The organism is Bradyrhizobium sp. USDA 3311, assembly GCF_054062495.1.
This window is the reverse complement of record NZ_JBSSFI010000001.1, coordinates 3,221,375-3,237,780: the sequence shown is the minus strand read 5'-3', so window position 1 is coordinate 3,237,780 and position 16,406 is coordinate 3,221,375. Positions and strand designations below refer to the sequence as shown.

16 protein-coding genes are annotated in these 16,406 nt (G+C 64.8%); 2 read left to right on the top strand and 14 right to left on the bottom strand.

Annotated elements, in window-relative coordinates; genetic code table 11:
- Positions 1-109: 109 nt before the first annotated feature.
- Both ACVWW6_RS15330 and ACVWW6_RS15325 read right to left on the bottom strand, forming a co-directional pair.
- A complete protein-coding gene (locus tag ACVWW6_RS15330; protein ID WP_011089917.1) occupies positions 110-514 on the bottom strand; it encodes a hypothetical protein in 405 nt (134 codons plus the stop codon).
- A gap of 45 nt (positions 515-559) precedes the next feature.
- Positions 560-1,339: a sensor histidine kinase gene (locus tag ACVWW6_RS15325; RefSeq protein WP_060910231.1), complete on the bottom strand. Its 780-nt coding sequence runs from the start codon at positions 1,337-1,339 to the stop codon at positions 560-562.
- Positions 1,340-2,084: 745 nt separating this feature from the next.
- Here ACVWW6_RS15325 and ACVWW6_RS15320 point away from each other — a divergent pair.
- Positions 2,085-2,345, top strand: a complete 261-nt coding sequence (locus ACVWW6_RS15320) for a DUF1488 domain-containing protein (RefSeq protein WP_456680958.1) — start codon at positions 2,085-2,087, stop codon at positions 2,343-2,345.
- 53 nt (positions 2,346-2,398) lie between these two features.
- Here ACVWW6_RS15320 and ACVWW6_RS15315 read toward each other — a convergent pair whose 3' ends face one another.
- Together ACVWW6_RS15315 and ACVWW6_RS15310 are read right to left on the bottom strand one after the other, a co-directional pair.
- Positions 2,399-3,235, bottom strand: coding sequence for an SDR family oxidoreductase (locus ACVWW6_RS15315; RefSeq protein WP_456680957.1), 837 nt, complete (start codon positions 3,233-3,235; stop codon positions 2,399-2,401).
- 73 nt (positions 3,236-3,308) lie between these two features.
- Positions 3,309-4,628 carry a solute carrier family 23 protein gene (locus ACVWW6_RS15310; protein WP_060910229.1) on the bottom strand — a complete coding sequence of 440 codons (1,320 nt, stop codon included), beginning with the start codon at positions 4,626-4,628 and terminating at the stop codon, positions 3,309-3,311.
- A gap of 140 nt (positions 4,629-4,768) precedes the next feature.
- Here ACVWW6_RS15310 and ACVWW6_RS15305 point away from each other — a divergent pair, with 140 nt between their 5' ends.
- Entirely contained in the window at positions 4,769-6,097 is a 1,329-nt protein-coding gene (locus ACVWW6_RS15305) for a dicarboxylate/amino acid:cation symporter (RefSeq protein ID WP_304566463.1), read from the top strand.
- Between the two features lie 192 nt (positions 6,098-6,289).
- On the opposite strand, the gene ACVWW6_RS15300 is transcribed toward ACVWW6_RS15305, so the two are convergent.
- From ACVWW6_RS15300 to ACVWW6_RS15255, 10 genes are all read right to left on the bottom strand, one after another.
- A complete protein-coding gene (locus ACVWW6_RS15300; protein WP_456680956.1) occupies positions 6,290-7,903 on the bottom strand; it encodes an ABC-F family ATP-binding cassette domain-containing protein in 1,614 nt (537 codons plus the stop codon).
- 163 nt (positions 7,904-8,066) lie between these two features.
- Positions 8,067-8,414 (bottom strand): RidA family protein, encoded by a 348-nt coding sequence (locus ACVWW6_RS15295; RefSeq protein ID WP_027545617.1) that lies wholly within the window; start codon positions 8,412-8,414, stop codon positions 8,067-8,069.
- A gap of 15 nt (positions 8,415-8,429) precedes the next feature.
- On the bottom strand, positions 8,430-9,551 hold the full coding sequence (locus ACVWW6_RS15290; RefSeq protein ID WP_456680955.1) for an NAD(P)/FAD-dependent oxidoreductase: 1,122 nt from the start codon (positions 9,549-9,551) through the stop codon (positions 8,430-8,432).
- Positions 9,548-10,966, bottom strand: coding sequence for an FAD/NAD(P)-dependent oxidoreductase (locus ACVWW6_RS15285; protein ID WP_456680954.1), 1,419 nt, complete (start codon positions 10,964-10,966; stop codon positions 9,548-9,550). Before ACVWW6_RS15285 ends, ACVWW6_RS15290 begins: the two co-directional genes overlap by 4 nt.
- Positions 10,963-11,259: a (2Fe-2S)-binding protein gene (locus ACVWW6_RS15280; protein WP_011089927.1), complete on the bottom strand. Its 297-nt coding sequence runs from the start codon at positions 11,257-11,259 to the stop codon at positions 10,963-10,965. The genes ACVWW6_RS15285 and ACVWW6_RS15280 overlap by 4 nt, the downstream gene beginning before the upstream one ends.
- A 27-nt stretch (positions 11,260-11,286) precedes the next feature.
- Positions 11,287-12,423 (bottom strand): NAD(P)/FAD-dependent oxidoreductase, encoded by a 1,137-nt coding sequence (locus tag ACVWW6_RS15275; protein ID WP_404523865.1) that lies wholly within the window; start codon positions 12,421-12,423, stop codon positions 11,287-11,289.
- 8 nt (positions 12,424-12,431) lie between these two features.
- Positions 12,432-13,238, bottom strand: a complete 807-nt coding sequence (locus tag ACVWW6_RS15270) for an ABC transporter permease (RefSeq protein WP_011089929.1) — start codon at positions 13,236-13,238, stop codon at positions 12,432-12,434.
- On the bottom strand, positions 13,235-14,134 hold the full coding sequence (locus ACVWW6_RS15265) for an ABC transporter permease (protein ID WP_011089930.1): 900 nt from the start codon (positions 14,132-14,134) through the stop codon (positions 13,235-13,237). Before ACVWW6_RS15265 ends, ACVWW6_RS15270 begins: the two co-directional genes overlap by 4 nt.
- Positions 14,131-15,168, bottom strand: coding sequence for an ABC transporter ATP-binding protein (locus ACVWW6_RS15260; RefSeq protein WP_060910221.1), 1,038 nt, complete (start codon positions 15,166-15,168; stop codon positions 14,131-14,133). Before ACVWW6_RS15260 ends, ACVWW6_RS15265 begins: the two co-directional genes overlap by 4 nt.
- A 23-nt stretch (positions 15,169-15,191) precedes the next feature.
- Positions 15,192-16,226: an ABC transporter substrate-binding protein gene (locus tag ACVWW6_RS15255; RefSeq protein WP_271552329.1), complete on the bottom strand. Its 1,035-nt coding sequence runs from the start codon at positions 16,224-16,226 to the stop codon at positions 15,192-15,194.
- Positions 16,227-16,406 lie beyond the last annotated feature (180 nt).

The following is a 16,406-nucleotide window of genomic DNA, read 5'->3' as shown; positions in this document are numbered from 1 at the left end:
TCACTCCCGGACCGGCGGATCGAAGCCGGCGACGGCTTGATCCGCGCCGGAGAAATGCCGGCGGCGAATGCTCGCGCACCCGTTTGTTCTGCCCCGAACACATCACCCGTCAGATCTTGCTGGGATCGGTGTCATGCCTGTGCTTGTGAAGAAACCGGGCTATCTGCCCACGGAGCGCCGCCGTGTCCAACAATGTTCCGACCGATCCGGCGGTGTCGAAGATCTCCCGCTGAAGCGTCGTCGGCAGGGAATTCCATTGCATGATGACGGCCGCGCCGAGACACCGCAAGACACGCTCTTCCTCCGCCGCCAGGGCTGCGCCGCGCAGTCGCTCCGTCCCCCCGGCGTTCACTGCATCCACGTATTGGTCCGCGAGGACCTGCTCGTTGTCCGCGCGCGATGCAAGGCTGTCCTGCAGTTTCTCGAATTTGCGGGTATCATCCTTGCCGGGCGAACTCCTGGCCAGTTCGCCGTACGCGGCCGCTCTTGCACGATACTGTAGAAATTTGAACATGCCACCTCCTTTCGTTGAAAGTCTCGGCGTATTTCAGCCTGCCGGCTAGGCCGGCATCGGGACACTCAGAGAAGCCAATGGAGCGTCGAACGTGTACGCGAAGCCCCTCTCCGCGTAGGTCAATTGCACGTCGCCCTGGAGTTCGCGACCCAGCGTCTCGATCAATCGCGTTCCGAAGCTGCGCTTTGCGCGTGACTGGATCACCGGACCATTCTTCTCGATCCAGGTCAGGCGCAAGCGTTGCGTCTGCGGATCGATCGTCCAGTGGAGATCGACGCACCCCTTTGGAGCGGAAAAGGCTCCATACTTCGTGGCGTTCGTGCAAAGCTCATTGAGCGTCATCGCGACCGCGACCACGGCACCCGAATTGATCCGGAGATCGGGCCCCGAAATCGAGAACTTCGATTCAGCAGGATCGTCGAAAGCTTCGACGGCGCTGCGGACGACCGCCCCGAGGTCGGCGCTCGACCAGCTCGCCCGCACGAGGAGATCGTGCGCCCGGCCAAGCGCGAGCAGCCGCCCCGCGATCGCCTGCTGTGCGTGCGCCAAGCCTTGCTCGCCGCGCAAGCTCTGGGAGACAATGGCCGAGACGGTCGCGAGCGTGTTCTTGATGCGGTGGTGCAGCTCTTCAAGGATCAGCTTTTGCAGCTTCTCGGACGTCTCTCGCTCCCTGGCGTCGATGCCCGCCCTGGCAAGCAGGCCCCTCGTGTTGATCTCGGCCTGGGCAAGGAGAAGCCGCAGGCTGACATTCTCTGCCGCCAGAGCATCCTCGTGCGATTCTCCGCCGCCGAGGTGCTGGCCCGTGCGGAGATCGATCTCGAGCATTGGCGACTGTGTCACGAGGGTTGCTGCCGGACCTGGTTTCAGTGGAACGTTCCGTCACGAAGGCGGGATTTCAGCGGCGTCGTGATCTTGCTTGGGCGCCTTCGCTGGCGAGAAATAGGCGTGGATTTCAGCGGCATTTACAAGAATTGCTGCCCTGCGCATTGCCGCCATGCGCTTGTCTCCCGACGGCATCTCGCGAGCTCGACGGAGGGCGTCGATCGCCCTCGAGTTCAGCTCGCAACCCAACGACGGCTGAATTGAATCCGATGAGGTACTTGCCTGATCCGACGGCGAAGGCGCGCCGAAGCCGACTACCATTGAATCAACATCGAAACGGCGATCACCAGCACGAAGAAGATGGGCAGCAAGACCGGAGGTACGAGCCACTCGCGAAGGATGAATCCGGGGGAAACCGACATATTGACCGCCTCTTGGTCGCGGCGGGAGCGCAATGCTCTCAGTCACCGATAACGGCCGAGGGGCGAGCGGTGATCGACGGGATATAGTCACCTTTCGCCGAATAGCGAGGCTTGCGACGAACTATTTGTCGCGAGCAGCATCGAACCGGGTTGTATCCCTGTCGCCAGATCATCATTTGAAAGAGGCGCAACCGGTTCGCTCTTGTCAGGTCTCGACGAAACGTCCGTGTACCTGACGTACGCAAGCCGAGCGTCGGCCACCCAGCGTGCCCCCGGCTCAAACGGCGTGAAGGCGCACGGCACCTGCAACCTGATCGGCCCGAACCATGATTGATTTTCCAAATCACAGTCGCTCATATGACCGGACACGCCATGCCGTGCGGTTCTGGGGATACGACAGCGCCATCGAAGCCTCGTTCTTCATCGATGAAGGCGCGTTGAAGCAGATTCAACCGGGCGCCCATGCCACCGAATCGGGATTCCTGAACGCGTTCGACTGCAATCGCGACTTGATATGTGCCACCGCGGCCAGGAAGTATGTGCGCGGCAGCAGAGGCTCCTACGACCTGCTCGCAGGAGATTTCTGAAGCGATCGGCACGAGGGTGAAGAGTTCGTGGCTTCGTCCGTGAGCCCACGTTTCTAGCTTGCCCAGTTCTCGCGAAACTCGGGGAACATGGTCAGGCCCCCGCAGGCATAGATCGTCTGCCCGGTGATGTAGCTCGCATCGTCTGAAGCAAGGAAGGCGAACACGGCGGCGATCTCTTCCGGCGTGCCGACGCGGCCGAGCGGAATATGGCTGGTGACGACGCCGCGCTTTTCCGGGTCGCCCGTCCAGGCCGCGTTGATCGGCGTGTCGATCGCGCCCGGACCTACCGCATTGACACGGATGCCGTGCTTCGCGAATTCGAGCGCCAGCGTGCGCGTGAGGTTGGCCAGGCCGCCCTTGCTGATCGAATAAGCGAGATAGCCGGGCTTCGGAATGATCTGGTGGACGCTGGAGCAATTGATGATGCTGCCGCCTCCGCCGCGTGCGACGAAATGCGCCAGCGCCTTCTGCGCGCAGAGCACGGCACCGTTGAGATTGACGTCGATGATGCGGCGATAGGTTTCGACGTCGAGCGCATCGCTCGGCGATTCCCGCTGGAAGCCGGCATTGTTGACGAGACAGTCGAGGCGCTTCCAGCGCGCCAGGATGGTCTCGAACATCGCGGCGATGTCCTGCTCGCTGCCGATGTCAGCCTGGACGATGACATGATCGAGCCTGCCGTGGCCGCGGTCGCCCGATGCCGTCCGCGCGAGCGCGAGCGTCTCTTCGGCCTTCCCAGGGTGATCGAAATAGTTGATGGCGACGGTCGCGCCTTCCTGGGCGAGCCGGACGGCAACGGCACGGCCGATGCCTTGCGAGGCGCCGGTCACCAGCGCGTATTGGCCAACGAGGCGCGAGGGAAAGGGGATCGAGCGGTCGGTCTGTGGCATGAGCTTTCTCCGGAGTGCCTCATCATCGACGGAAACGACGTTTTGTTCCATCACACCAGCGCAGCCCTGGGATTCATTCCGCGTGTTGCGCGAGGGAAGAGGTGAGGATCTGATAGAGGATGATGGCGCCGAAAGTCGCGGTTCCGATCCCGCCGATCGTGAACGCGCCGAATTTGAGCGTGAGGTCGCCCGCGCCCGCGGTCAGCGCCACGGCGACGGTAATCAGGTTCGCAGGATTGGCGAAGTCGACCTTGTTCTCGACCCAGATCCGCCCGGCCATCGCCGCGATCAATCCGAACAGCACGATCGAGAGGCCGCCGATGACGGGACCCGGGATCGACAGGATCAGCGCGCCGAATTTCGGCGAGAAGCCGAGCAGGATCGACACCGTGGCCGCCAAGGCAAACAGCAGCGTCGAATAGACCTTCGTCGCCGCCATGACGCCGATGTTCTCGGCATAGGTGGTGACGCCGGTGCCTCCGCCGCAGGCTGCGACGATCGTGGCCAGGCTGTCGGCGAACAGGGCGCGGCCGAGATAGGCATCGAGGCTGCGGCCTGTCATGGCACCGACGGCCTTGATGTGCCCGAGGTTCTCGGCGACGAGGATGACCGCAACCGGCGCGATCAGGAAGATCGCATCGGCCTGGAAGGTCGGCGTGGTGAATTTCGGCAGGCCGAGCCACGACGCGGCCGAGAGCTGTGCGAAGTCGATCGGCTTGCCGAAGCCGAGGCCGTTCGCGAACAGAAAATACAAGAGATATCCGCCGATCGCCCCGAGGATGATCGGCAGGCGGCGCCACAGGCCTGGAGCTGCAACGGCGACCACGCCGATGATGAGAACGGTCGCAAGCCCGATCCAGGTGTCGAACGCATTGGCGCTCACCGCCTTGACCGCGACCGGCGCGAGGTTGAGACCGATCGCGGCGACCACGGCGCCGGTGACGGCCGGCGGCATCAGGCGCTCGACCCAGCCGACGCCCGACCACATCACGATCAGCGCAATCGCGCCGTAGAGCACCCCGGCTCCGACGATGCCGCCGAGCGCAACGGAGATGTTCGGGTTCGGCCCCTGCCCGGCATAGCCCGTGGCGGCGAGGACGACGGCGATGAAGGCGAAGCTCGATCCGAGATAGCTCGGCACGCGTCCGGCGACGATGACGAAGAAGATCAACGTGCCGACGCCGGAGAACAGGACCGCAACATTGGGATCGAACCCCATCAGCAGCGGCGCGATGATCGTCGAGCCCGACATCGCCACGCAATGCTGCAGACCGGAGACGATGGTCTGGCCCCATGACAGCCGCTCCTCCGGCATGATCACGCCCGAGGTCTTGAGTTTCCAGCGCGGAAAATAGCCCTGCGTCTGCTCGTCCGAGCCTGTCGTGGTTGTCATGCTCCCCCCCGTTGCGGTGCAGCGATTGATCTTCGTGCGATCCGACAAAAATGTGATTGTCGCTTCTGCGGCGGCCATCACATGATGCGAGTCATGCAAGATTCAAATCTTGCAAAATCAATGCGTTCCGGGCTCATCATATGACACAGATCGCGATCCAGCCAGCCATCCGTCGCCGGCATCAGCCCTGGTACAAGATCCTCTACATCCAGGTGCTGATCGCGATCGTGCTCGGAGTGCTCATCGGCTATTTCTATCCCGATTTCGGCAAGGAGCTGAAGCCGCTCGGCGACGGCTTCATCGCGCTGATCAAGATGATGATCGCGCCGGTGATCTTCTGCACCGTGGTGCACGGCATCTCCTCGATGGGCGATCTCAAGCGTGTCGGCCGGGTCGGGCTGAAGTCGCTGATCTATTTCGAATCGGTCTCGACCGTCGCGCTCGCGGTCGGCCTTTTGGTCGGCGAGGTGCTCCAGCCCGGACACGGCTTCAACATCGATCCCGCCACGATCGACCCGAAATCGGTCGCGACCTACGTCACCAAGGCCAAGGAGGAAGGCATCGTCGCCCATCTGATGGCGATCATCCCCGACAGCTATGTGGGCGCCATCGCACGCGGCGATTTACTCCAGGTGCTGCTGATCTCGATCCTCTCGGGCTTCGCCATCGCCTTCCTCGGCAAGGCCGGCGAGCCGATCGCGGATGCGATCGACAAGGCCGCGAAGATGTTCTTCGGCATCATCCGCATCATCGTGCGCGTCGCTCCCGTTGGCGCGTTCGGTGCGATGGCGTTCACCGTCGGCGCCTACGGCCTCGGCTCGCTGCTCAACCTCGCCGCGCTGATCGGCACGTTCTATCTCACCAGCATCCTGTTCGTGCTGATCGTGTTGGGCGCAATCGCCCGGCTCGCCGGCTTCTCGATCCTGCGCTTCATCGCCTACATCAAGGACGAGCTGCTGATCGTGCTCGGCACGTCGTCGTCAGAGACTGTGCTGCCGCAGATGATCCAGAAGATGGAGCATCTCGGCGCCTCCCGCTCCGTGGTCGGCCTCGTCATCCCGACCGGCTACAGCTTCAACCTCGACGGCACCAACATCTACATGACGCTGGCAACGCTGTTTCTGGCGCAGGCGACCAACACGCATCTGACGATCTGGCAGGAGCTCGGCATCCTCGGCATCGCCATGATCACCTCGAAGGGCGCCTCGGGAGTGACCGGCGCCGGCTTCATCACGCTCGCCGCGACGCTCTCGATCGTGCCAGACATCCCGATCCAGTCCATCGCGATCCTGGTCGGCATCGACAAGTTCATGAGCGAGTGCCGCGCGCTGACCAATCTGATCGGCAACGGCGTCGCCTGCGTCGTCATCAGCATCTCCGAGGGCGAGCTCGACCGCGACGCGCTGCACGAGACCATGGCCCATCCGCTGGAGATCGGCGAGGCGCTGGAACCGGGCGGCGGCGCGTAAAGCGACACAGATCGACGGCAGGAGCAACCCGGTTCCGACGCGGTAGTTTCCCGGAGTGGAAAAGTGGTGAGATACGCGTCACAACAATGGCATTGCGATTACCGATTGATAGTCAATCTTTCCGCCCGACGCGCTGGGGGCAGGGCGTCGGGCTTTTGAAAATCTCCGCGATATCCGGACGGCGAGGCGGGATCAGAGGATCCGGCCATCGGCGCCAGGCACCTCGGCGGCCAAATCGAGCCGCCGCGTAATCCTTATCGCCCGCAAGAATGCCTCGTCATGACTGACGACAAGCAACGCGCCATCATAGGCCCGCAAGCCCGCTTCGACGGCTTCGATGGACGCGATATCCAGATGGTTGGTCGGCTCGTCCAGGATCAGCAGTGAGGGCGGCGTCGCCCCGCCGAACACGCAAGCAAGACCGGCACGAAGCAGCTGTCCGCCGCTCAGGCTCCCGGCGATCTGCAAGGCAGCGTCGGCGCGAAACATGAAGCGCGCAAGGGCGGCATGGCACGCATTCATGCCCGCCTCTGGATTGAGGCGCCTGAAATTGTCCAGGATCGAGATCGCGGGATCGAGCAGGCTGACCGTCTGGTCGAACAGCGCGAACTCGGGCTTGACCCTCACCGTGCCCACGAGGGGGCACATCTCGCCGGCAATGAGCTTCAGTAGCGTCGTCTTGCCTGAACCATTTGGCCCGACCACCGCCACACGCTCCGGCCCGACGATCGTGAACGACAGATCCCGCAGGATCGCGCGCTCCGGACGATAGCCGGCGCTGACCCGATCGAGCCAAACCACCTCCCTCCCCGCCGGCAGGTTTGTCGACGGCAATCTCACGGACAACGGCTGGAGAATCTCGATGCGCCGGCGCGCCGTGTCGACGGCCTCGAGCGCTTCCGCGCGCCGCCGCTCGGCAACTTGCGCCGTCTTTCCGCCGGTGTCCTCGCTGCGATCCTTGCGCGCGCCGGCCAGGATGCGCGGCATGTCGCCCTTGGCACGCTTCTTCCTGCCGCCGCTGTCCTTGCGCGCCTTCCTCTCCACAGCCTCCTGCGCCTTGCCGTCGATCTCGGACAGCCGCTTCTCGGCATAAGCAAGGTCGTGCCTGACGGCAGCGAGCTCGACGGCCTTCTGCTCGCGGTACCTGCTCCAATTGCCGCCGTATCGCGTTGCTCCGAGCGACGTCAACTCGACGATCGCGTCCATGGTTTCGAGCAGGCCCCGATCGTGGCTGACGACGATCGCGCCGCCGCGCCAAGCGGCGAGGAGATCGATCACGGCCTTGCGCCCGTCCCGGTCGAGGTTGTTGGTGGGCTCATCCAGCAGCAGGAAGTCGGGCTCGGCGAACACCAGCGCGGCAAGACGAACCCGCGTCGTCTGGCCGCCGGACAGGCAGGACAGCTCCGTATCGGGGGCAAGATCGAACCCGACGCGCGCCAGCGCGGACGCGAGCCGTGCTTCGAGAGTCCAGTCGATCGCAGCGATGTCGTCGGCGGAGGCATCGCCCCGCGCCGCACAGCGCAGCAGCTTCAGCGCTTCCCGCACGCCGAACAGATCGGCCACGGTCGCGCCCGCGCGCAGTTGAACGTCCTGGCGCAGCAGGCCGACGGTTCCGTTGGTCAGAATGCGCCCCGACGTGGGAACATGTTCCCGGCAAATCGACGCCAGCAGCGTCGATTTTCCGACGCCGTTGCGGCCGACGAGACCGGTTCGCTCGGCCGCGAATGTCAGATCGATATTGGAAAAAAGAGAACGGCCGTCAGGCGTGGACAGCGACAGGTTCGACAGGATGATGGAAGCAGGCATGAAATTCCCCGTGAGCAAGGCGGATCGGCGTTGCGGTCGGGGTGAAATCCATGGCTGCGAAGTTCCTGATCGAGATGCCTCTAACTAGTCCGGAAGGCGAGCAAGATCAAGCCAAGGGGACGACAGCGCGTCGTGCGCTGCCGTCCCCCGTCGGCGGATGCCGTCAACCCTTGAGGGCGGTGACCACGACTTCGATCAACGCGCTGCCGCCGAGATCGGCGACGCCGACGGTGGCGCGGGTCGGCAGATTGTCGCCGAAGAACTCGGTCCAGGCCGCGTCCATCTCCTTCTTCTTGGAAAGATCCGTGACGAAAATCGAGGCGCTGACGACGCGGCTCTTGTCGGTGCCGGCCTCTTTCAGATAGCCGGCGATCTTGCCGAGAATATTGCGGGTCTGATCGCCCATCGAGACCGACGTGTCGTCGGCGATGGTGCCGCCGAGGAAGACGAAGCCGTTGGCCTCGACGGCGCGGTGCATGATGGGCGTGCGGATGCTGCGGGTGATGCTCATGATGTCCTCTTGTTGCTAGAGCGTGGAAGGGTGGAAGCGGTCGATGCCGAGATCACCGATGCGTGTCTGGGTGCCACCGTTGACGATCAGCTCCGCCATCACGGCGCCGGCGCCGGGACCGAGCTGGAAGCCGTGCAGCGAGAAGCCGAACTGGTGATAGAGACCCTTGTGCCGCGAACTCGGCCCGAACACGGGGATGTCGTCCTTCATCTTGGCCTCGATGCCGGCCCAGGCACGAACGATCGTCGCGCTGCGCATCACCGGAAACAGCTCGAACACGGTGCGCGCGCTGATCGCGAGGCTCTTCCAGTCCAGCACCGTCTCATTGCGGTCCTGATAGGGCGTCGCGAGATGCCCGCCGCCGATCAGCACGGTGCCGTTCGAGAACTGCTTGAAGGACAGCTTGCGGCCACGCAGGATCACGACGGGATCGATGAAGCGCGGCACGCGCGAGGTGATCATCAGCATCGGGGCCACGGTTTCGACCGGCACCGGTTCGCCGAGCGCGGCGGCGATCTTTCCAGCCCAGGCGCCGGCTGCGTTGACCAGCACCGGCGCGGCATAGGTGTCGGAGCCGACATCGACGTACCAGAGGCCGTCGCTGTAGCGGATGTTGCTGGCCGCCACGCCCTCGCGCACGGTCGCGCCGAGCTGTTCGGCCTTGCGGCGGAACGCGGTCGTCGTTTGCGCAGGATTGGCCGCGCCGTCACGGCGCGAGACCACGCCACCGGGACAGGTCTCGGCCACCGCAGGCACCAGCCGCCGCAGCTCAGTGGCGTCGATCAGCTCTTCATGGGTGAAGCCGAGCGCATTGAGCTCGGCGACGCGCGCGCGGCAGACCGCGAGCTCTTCCTCGTTCTCGGCGACCAGCACCTGGCCGTGGCTCTCGAAGCTGCAATCGTCGTCGAGGAGGTCGGTGATCCTCTCCCAGATCCCCATCGAGCGGATCGAGAGCGGGATCTCCGGGACGTGCCGCGCAAGCTGGCGCACGCCGCCGGCATTGACGCCGGAAGCATGCCGGCCGGCATAGTCCTTCTCGATCAGCACCGGCTTCAGGCCGGCAAGGCACAGATGCAGCGCAGTCGAGCATCCGTGGATGCCGCCGCCGACGACGATCGCATCCACGTTTCCAGTCATCCGCGCACCACGGCCTTGACGTCGTCCTCGGTCTTGGGAACGGCGGCAAGCTCGGCGAGCGTGATCGGCTTGACCGGCGCGCGCAGCCGGTAATAGCCGATCTCCTGCGGGCTTTTACCCCGCGCCTGCGCCATCAGCTCGGTGACGGTGAGGCCGCAGAGCCGGCCCTGGCACGGGCCCATGCCAGTGCGGCGATAGGCCTTGAGCTGGTTCGGCCCGGTCGCGCCGATCGCGACGGAATCGAGAACATCCTTCGCGGTCACCTCCTCGCAGCGGCAGACGATAGTATCGCCCGAGGGAATGCGGAACTGCGGCGCCGGGCGGAACAGCGTGTCGAGGAAAGCGCGGCCGCGCTCCGCCTTGGCGAGAGCGGCGCGGAGCGTCGCCATCGATGCGAGCTTCGCGGCAGCCGCGGGCGCCAACGCTTCCACCGCCGCGCGCGCCGCGATGCGGCCGCGGACCACGGCGGCATTGGCACCGCCGATGCCGGCGCCGTCGCCGGCGATCGCGATGCCGGCGACCGACGATGAGCCGTTCGCATCGAGCACCGGCGACCAGCACAATTGCAGTTCGTCCCAGCGATGCTCGACACCGGCCGCCATCGCCAGATTGACGTTGGGTACGACGCCCTGATGCAGCAGCAGAAGATCGACCGCAAGCGTCTCGCGCTTGCCGCCGGCGACATAGCTCACATTGGCAAGCTGGCTGTCACCCGACGCGGTGAGCTCCGTGACGCCTGTGACGACCTGCACCTTCGCCTTCACCTCGCGCATCATCGACAGGCCCTTGGCGAAATAGGGCGAGGTCAGGAAGGCGAAGGCGTGCGGCAGCGCCGCGAAATAATTGCCGCGCTCGGTGGTGTCGAGGATGCGGTCGATGCGGCCGCCAAGCCGCAAGATCTGCGCGGCGAGCAGCCAGAGCAGCGGCCCCTGCCCCGCGATCACGGTGCGGCCATCGGGCACCAGCGCCGATGACTTCAGCATGGTCTGCGCGGCACCCGCGGTCATCACGCCCGGCAACGTCCAGCCGGGAATCGGGAACGGACGCTCCAGCGCGCCGGTCGCCAGGATCACGCGCTTTGCCTTGACGAAGGCCGAAGCACCACCGACGGAGACGGCGATGTCGAGATTGCGGTCGAGGCTCCAGACCATCGCACGCTGAATCACTTCCGCATTGCTCGCGCGCAGTGACTGCACGAGATCGGCTCCGACCCAATAATCGGCGCCGAGCTGGTTGCGGTCGGTCACGGGTGTCGAGGAGATCGCACGAAATACCTGACCGCCGGGGCCGATATTCTCGTCGAGCAGCAGCGTCGACAGGCCGGCCTCGGCCGATGTCGCGGCGGCGGCGAGGCCGGCGGGCCCGGCGCCAATCACCACGACGTCGTAATCTTCGCGCTTGGGAGCCACAGTCATCGTCCGATCTCCCGCTTGCCCTTCTGGATCTCGATCTGCATGCCCTCGGCAACGGGCACGATGCAGCCCTGCCGGTTGCCGACCCCGTCGATGGTGACGAGGCAGTCGAAGCACACGCCCATCATGCAGTAAGGCAGACGCGGCGCGCCGCTCACCGCGGTGGAACGCCGTGCATCCTGGCCGGAGGCCAATAGCGCGGCGGAGACGGTGTCGCCCTGGCGCGCCGCGACGGCAACGCCATCGACGAAGATCTGCACTTGCGGGCGTTTGTCCTGTTCGGATCGTCTAAACATGGGATGCCTCTTGGCTCCTTGATATCTCTAGTAGCCGCTGTTGTTCGCAGCGCCATCGCCGCCAAAACGGCTCGCGGAGAACGCGCCGACCAGCTCCGGCTCGAGCGCGCCCTGCGCCACCATGCGCGCGATCTCGAAGGCGTGGTTGGAGGCGAGCGTCACGCCGGAATGGCAGCAGGCGACGAAGGCGCCGGGATGCGTTTCCGACTGGTCGTAGATCGGAAAGCCGTCCTGCGGCATGACGCGGATGCCGGCCCAGCTTCTGATAACGTTGAGCCGCGACAGATGCGGGAACATGCGCTGCGCGCGATCGGTCATCACCGCGCTGATCGAATGCTTCAGCGTGCGATCGTCCAGCTCGTCCTCCTTGCTGTCGCCGATCATCACCGTGCCCTCGTCGGTCTGGCGGATCGTGGTCAGCGGATGCGGCAGGAACGGCATGGTGCGTTCGGTCACCACGATCTGGCCGCGGGTCGGGCCCATCGGCGCGTAGAGGCCGACCATCGGCGCGAGCGTCTGGTTGGCATTGCCCGCGGCAAGCACGACCTTGGCGGCACGAAGCTCGCCTTTCGGCGTGGTCAGGCGGAATTCGCCGCCGCTCTTGCTGATCGCCGAAACCGGCCGCTCCGGAAGATAATCGATGCCGAACGCCATAAAGCCGGTGTGGAAGGCGCGGAACGTGCGCAGCGAATTGACGTGGCCGTCGAGCGGACAATAGCTGCCACCGGAAACCTCCGGCCCGATCAGCGGCAGCGCCTTCTTCACCTCGGACGCCGGCAGCATCTCCATCTTGTAGTCGGCGGCGCCGACCTGGTTGTGCATGCGCTTGACGAGCTCGGTGCGCTGGCCGAATTCGTCCTCGCCGAGGGTGAGATGGAAGCCGCCATTTTGTTGCAGCGAGACATCGAGGCCGGTCTGCTGCTTCAGCTCGGAGGCAAGCCGGCCCCATGCCTGCGACGCCTGCACGGTCCACACCGTATAGGCCGGCATGCCCAGGCCCTTGCTCTGCACCCAGACCAGCGCAAAATTGGCGCGCGAGGCGCGCTTGGTGATGTCGCCTTCGTCGAGCACGGCGACCTTCTTGCCGAGCCGGCCGAGGCCCCAGGCAATGGCGGAGCCGAGCAACCCGCCGCCGACGACGGCGACGTCGTATTCTCCTGACATGAGTTCTCCTATCGTCCCGTATCGCCCTTGCCGGCGAGCACACGGTCGAGCCCGTAGAAGCGGTCGAGCAGAATGAGGGCGGTCATGGTGATCGCGATCACGCAGGCCGAGACCGACGTCACCAGCGGATCGATGTTGTCCTGGATATAAAGGAACATGCGCACCGGCAACGTCTCGGTACCGGGCGCCGCGAGGAAGACGGTCATGGTGAGATCGTCAAAGGACTGGATGAAGGCCAGCGCCCAGCCGCTGATGACGCCGGGCAGGATCAGCGGCAAGGTCACGCGGCGGAACAGCGTCCAGCCGCCGGCGCCGAGCGAGACCGCCGCCATCTCGACCGAAAGATCCATGCCGGTCGCGGCCGCAAGCGTCAGCCGCAGCGCGAACGGAAACACGATGATGACATGCGCGATGATCAGCGCCGCGAAGCTACCGCCGAGGCCAGCCGAGGTGAAGAAGCGCAGGAAGGCGATGCCGAGCACGACATGCGGGATCATCAGCGGCGACAGGAACAGCGCTGCCAGCGCATCGCGGCCGCGGAAGCGATAGCGCGCGATCGCGAGCGCCGCGGGCACCGCGAACAACAGCGCCACGAGGGACGACAGCGCGCCGAGCCCGAGGCTGACCCAGAAGGCGTGGATGAATTCAGGATAGTTCGCGATGGTCCTGAACCAGCGCAGCGAAAAGCCGTTGGTCGGCAGCGACAGGAAGCCTTCGGGCGTGAAGGCGACGAGGCAGACCACCAGGATCGGCGCCACCATGACGATGACGAAGACGGTGTGGAAGATCAGCGCCAGCGGGCCGTTCCGTCTCATCGGAACACCTCCGCGTAGCGTCGCTCGATCAGCGCATTGCTGCCGACGACGATCAAGACCAGCGCAACCAGCAGCAGCGTCGCGACCGCCGCACCGAGCGGCCAGTTCAGCGTGTTCAGGAACTCGTCATAGGCCAGCGTCGCGGCAACCTTGAGCCGACGGCCGCCGATGATCGCGGGCGTCGCAAAGGCGCTGGCCGAGAGCGAGAACACGATGATCGCGCCCGACAGCACGCCCGGCATGATCTGCGGCATGATGATGCGGCGAATAGTGGTGATCGGACCTGCGCCAAGCGACATCGCGGCGTTCTCGATCTGCGGATCGAGCCGCTGAAGCGCGGCCCACACCGACAGCACCATGAACGGCATCATCACATGCGCCAGCGCGATCACCATGCCGGTCTCGGTGAACATGAAGGGAATCGGTGCACGGATCAGCCCGGCCGACATCAGGAGCTTGTTGACGAGCCCGTTGTTGCCGCCGAACAGCAGCGCCCAGCCGAGCGTCCTCGCCACCACGGAGATCAGCAGCGGTCCGAGGATGACGAGCAGGAAGAAGCTCTTCCAGCGTCCGCTCATGCGGTTGAGAATGTAGGCTTCGGGCGCACCTAGCAGGGCCGTGAGGAGAGTCGTCAGGATCGCGATGCGAAACGTCCGCCAGAACATTTCGGCGTAGTAGGGATCGGTCGCGATCTCGTGCCAGTTCTTCAGGATGAAGACCGGCTCAATGCCCTTGTACTGGCCCCAATCGTGAAACGACAGCATCACGGTCATCGCGAGCGGAATCAGCAGCACGCCGACGAACAGCATCAAGGCGGGCGCGGAGAGTACCCATGGCGCGCGTGCGATGCGCGCATCGGCGGCCCCCGGCGGAGCCGTGTCTGCGACCGCGCTCATGCGGCAGCTCCGCGCACGCTCATGTCCTCAGGCCGCCAGGCAAGACGAACGGTCTCGCCTTCGGCCGGCTGTGACTGGCCGTCATTCTGGCGGATCACGATGGCAGGACCGCATTCGCTGTCGCACTGGAACAGCCAGTGATTGCCCTGGAAAATGCGCGTGACGATCTTTGCGCTGAGGCCCGCATCGCCAAAACCGATCCGCTCGGGCCGAATGCTGACGGTGACGGGACCGCTGAGGCCAACTGGTGCCGGCGCGCTCCAGGAGCCCGCCACCAGCTTCGCGGGCGCCGTGGCCCGATCGATCGTCGCGGCAAAGTCGTTGGTCTTGCCGAGAAACTGCGAGACGAAGGCCGAGGCCGGCTTCTCATAGGTCTCCTGCGGCGTGCCGATCTGCTCGATCTTGCCCTGGCTCATCACCACGATGCGGTCGGACAGCGACATCGCCTCGTTCTGGTCGTGCGTGACCAGGATCGTGGTGGTGCCGATGGTGCGCTGGATCTGGCGCAGCTCGATCTGCATCTCCTCGCGCAGCTTGGCATCGAGGTTCGACAGCGGCTCGTCGAGCAGCAGCACGCTCGGCTTGATCACCAGCGCACGCGCCAGCGCCACGCGCTGCTGCTGGCCGCCGGACATGCGGCGCGGATGGCGATCCTCGTAGCCGGCGAGGCCGACCATCGCGAGCGCGGCGCGAACGCGCTCGGCCCTTTCGGCGCGCGGCACCTTGCGCATCTCGAGGCCGAAGGCGACGTTCTCCGCCGCGGTCATGTGCGGAAACAGCGCGTAGCTCTGGAACACGATGCCGAGGCCACGCCTGGCCGGATGGATCGCGGTCAGGTCCTTGCCCTCGAGGCGAATCGCGCCGCGCGTGGGATCGAGGAAGCCCGCGATCATCTGCAGGGTCGTGGTCTTGCCGCAGCCGGACGGGCCGAGGAAGGAGATGAACTCCCCCTTCCCCACCGACAGACTGAAGTCATCGACCACAGTCTGTGCTCCGAACTGCTTGGCGACCCGATCGAGCTCGAGATAGGCCATGACGCTGTCTCCGCCGCGAACGATCAGCGTTCGACTTCGCGATTCCAGCGCTTGGTCCACTCCTCGCGCTTCTCGTTGATGACCGTCCAGTCCGGATTATAGAGCTTTGCCGCGCGCTCGCCGATCGGCGCCATCTTGCCGAGCTCCGGCGGGATCGCCAGCGATTTCAGCACCGGGCCATAGCCGTAATCCTTGAGCATCACGAGCTGGATTTTTGGATCGAGCAACATCTTGACGAAGCTGGACGCGAGCGGCGAAGCGTTCGGCTTGGTGATCGGACAGGCCGTCGTCAGCAGCGTCGCCGCGCCTTCCTTGGGATAGACGAAGTCGACGGGGAAGCCGGTGTTGGCGAAGCTCTGCACACGGCCGGTGCCCCACACCGCGATCACGGCCTGGCCGGACTGGAACAGCTCGGTCATCTTGCCCGGCGACGGCTCATAGGCGAGCACGTTCGGATTGATCTGCTCCTTGAAGATCTTGAAGCCGGAATCGACGTTGGACTCGCCGCCGCCGTTCATCTTCGACAGCATCACCAGCGCTTCGAGGCCGTAGGTGTTGTTGATCGGCGGAATGACGAGCTGCTTGGCGTACTTCGTATCCTTCAGGTCGTTCCACGAGGTCGGCGGCGCCCAGCCTTTCTCGGCAAACACCTTGGTGTTGTACATCAGCCCGGTCGCGACGATGCCGATCGCTACAGCGCGATCGTCCTTGAAGCGGGCGGTGTCGTAGAGATCGGTGGGCAGGCCCTCGAGCTTGCCGCAGAAGCCGAGCTGGATCGCCTGGTACATCGGGCCGTCATCGACGATGGCGACGTCGATCTGCTGGTTGCCCTTCTGCGCCTGAAGCTTGGCCAGCGTGTCGGTGGAGTTGCCGGCGACGTATTCGACCTTGACGCCGTTCTCCTTCTCGAAGGCCGGGATCACCTCGTCGCGAATGGTCTTCTCGAACGAGCCGCCATAGCCGGCGACATAGAGCGTTCTCTGCTGGGCCGAGGCGGCCGAAGAGGCGGCAACGAGAGCCGCGATGCTGACCGCTGTCAGAAGGCGAAAAGTCTTCATGTGGACCGATCTCCAATACCGGAATGAGGTGACGCGCCGACGTGTCTCGCTGACTGAAGCGCCTTCCGCATCTCCTTCCGCGCAAATTCCTCCCCGATCAGGGCTCCGGCCCCCGTTCGGCGGGTTTTGGCGCGATCTGGAGGTCCAAACCCCTCCAATCTGCCGAAAAAGCGGGCTGTC

Coding starts and splice junctions, on each gene's coding strand:
- ACVWW6_RS15330 (WP_011089917.1), bottom strand. CDS start 514: ATGTTCAAATTTCTACAGTATCGTGCAAGAGCGGCCGCGTACGGCGAA.
- ACVWW6_RS15325 (WP_060910231.1), bottom strand. CDS start 1,339: ATGCTCGAGATCGATCTCCGCACGGGCCAGCACCTCGGCGGCGGAGAA.
- ACVWW6_RS15320 (WP_456680958.1), top strand. CDS start 2,085: ATGATTGATTTTCCAAATCACAGTCGCTCATATGACCGGACACGCCAT.
- ACVWW6_RS15315 (WP_456680957.1), bottom strand. CDS start 3,235: ATGCCACAGACCGACCGCTCGATCCCCTTTCCCTCGCGCCTCGTTGGC.
- ACVWW6_RS15310 (WP_060910229.1), bottom strand. CDS start 4,628: ATGACAACCACGACAGGCTCGGACGAGCAGACGCAGGGCTATTTTCCG.
- ACVWW6_RS15305 (WP_304566463.1), top strand. CDS start 4,769: ATGACACAGATCGCGATCCAGCCAGCCATCCGTCGCCGGCATCAGCCC.
- ACVWW6_RS15300 (WP_456680956.1), bottom strand. CDS start 7,903: ATGCCTGCTTCCATCATCCTGTCGAACCTGTCGCTGTCCACGCCTGAC.
- ACVWW6_RS15295 (WP_027545617.1), bottom strand. CDS start 8,414: ATGAGCATCACCCGCAGCATCCGCACGCCCATCATGCACCGCGCCGTC.
- ACVWW6_RS15290 (WP_456680955.1), bottom strand. CDS start 9,551: ATGACTGGAAACGTGGATGCGATCGTCGTCGGCGGCGGCATCCACGGA.
- ACVWW6_RS15285 (WP_456680954.1), bottom strand. CDS start 10,966: ATGACTGTGGCTCCCAAGCGCGAAGATTACGACGTCGTGGTGATTGGC.
- ACVWW6_RS15280 (WP_011089927.1), bottom strand. CDS start 11,259: ATGTTTAGACGATCCGAACAGGACAAACGCCCGCAAGTGCAGATCTTC.
- ACVWW6_RS15275 (WP_404523865.1), bottom strand. CDS start 12,423: ATGTCAGGAGAATACGACGTCGCCGTCGTCGGCGGCGGGTTGCTCGGC.
- ACVWW6_RS15270 (WP_011089929.1), bottom strand. CDS start 13,238: ATGAGACGGAACGGCCCGCTGGCGCTGATCTTCCACACCGTCTTCGTC.
- ACVWW6_RS15265 (WP_011089930.1), bottom strand. CDS start 14,134: ATGAGCGCGGTCGCAGACACGGCTCCGCCGGGGGCCGCCGATGCGCGC.
- ACVWW6_RS15260 (WP_060910221.1), bottom strand. CDS start 15,168: ATGGCCTATCTCGAGCTCGATCGGGTCGCCAAGCAGTTCGGAGCACAG.
- ACVWW6_RS15255 (WP_271552329.1), bottom strand. CDS start 16,226: ATGAAGACTTTTCGCCTTCTGACAGCGGTCAGCATCGCGGCTCTCGTT.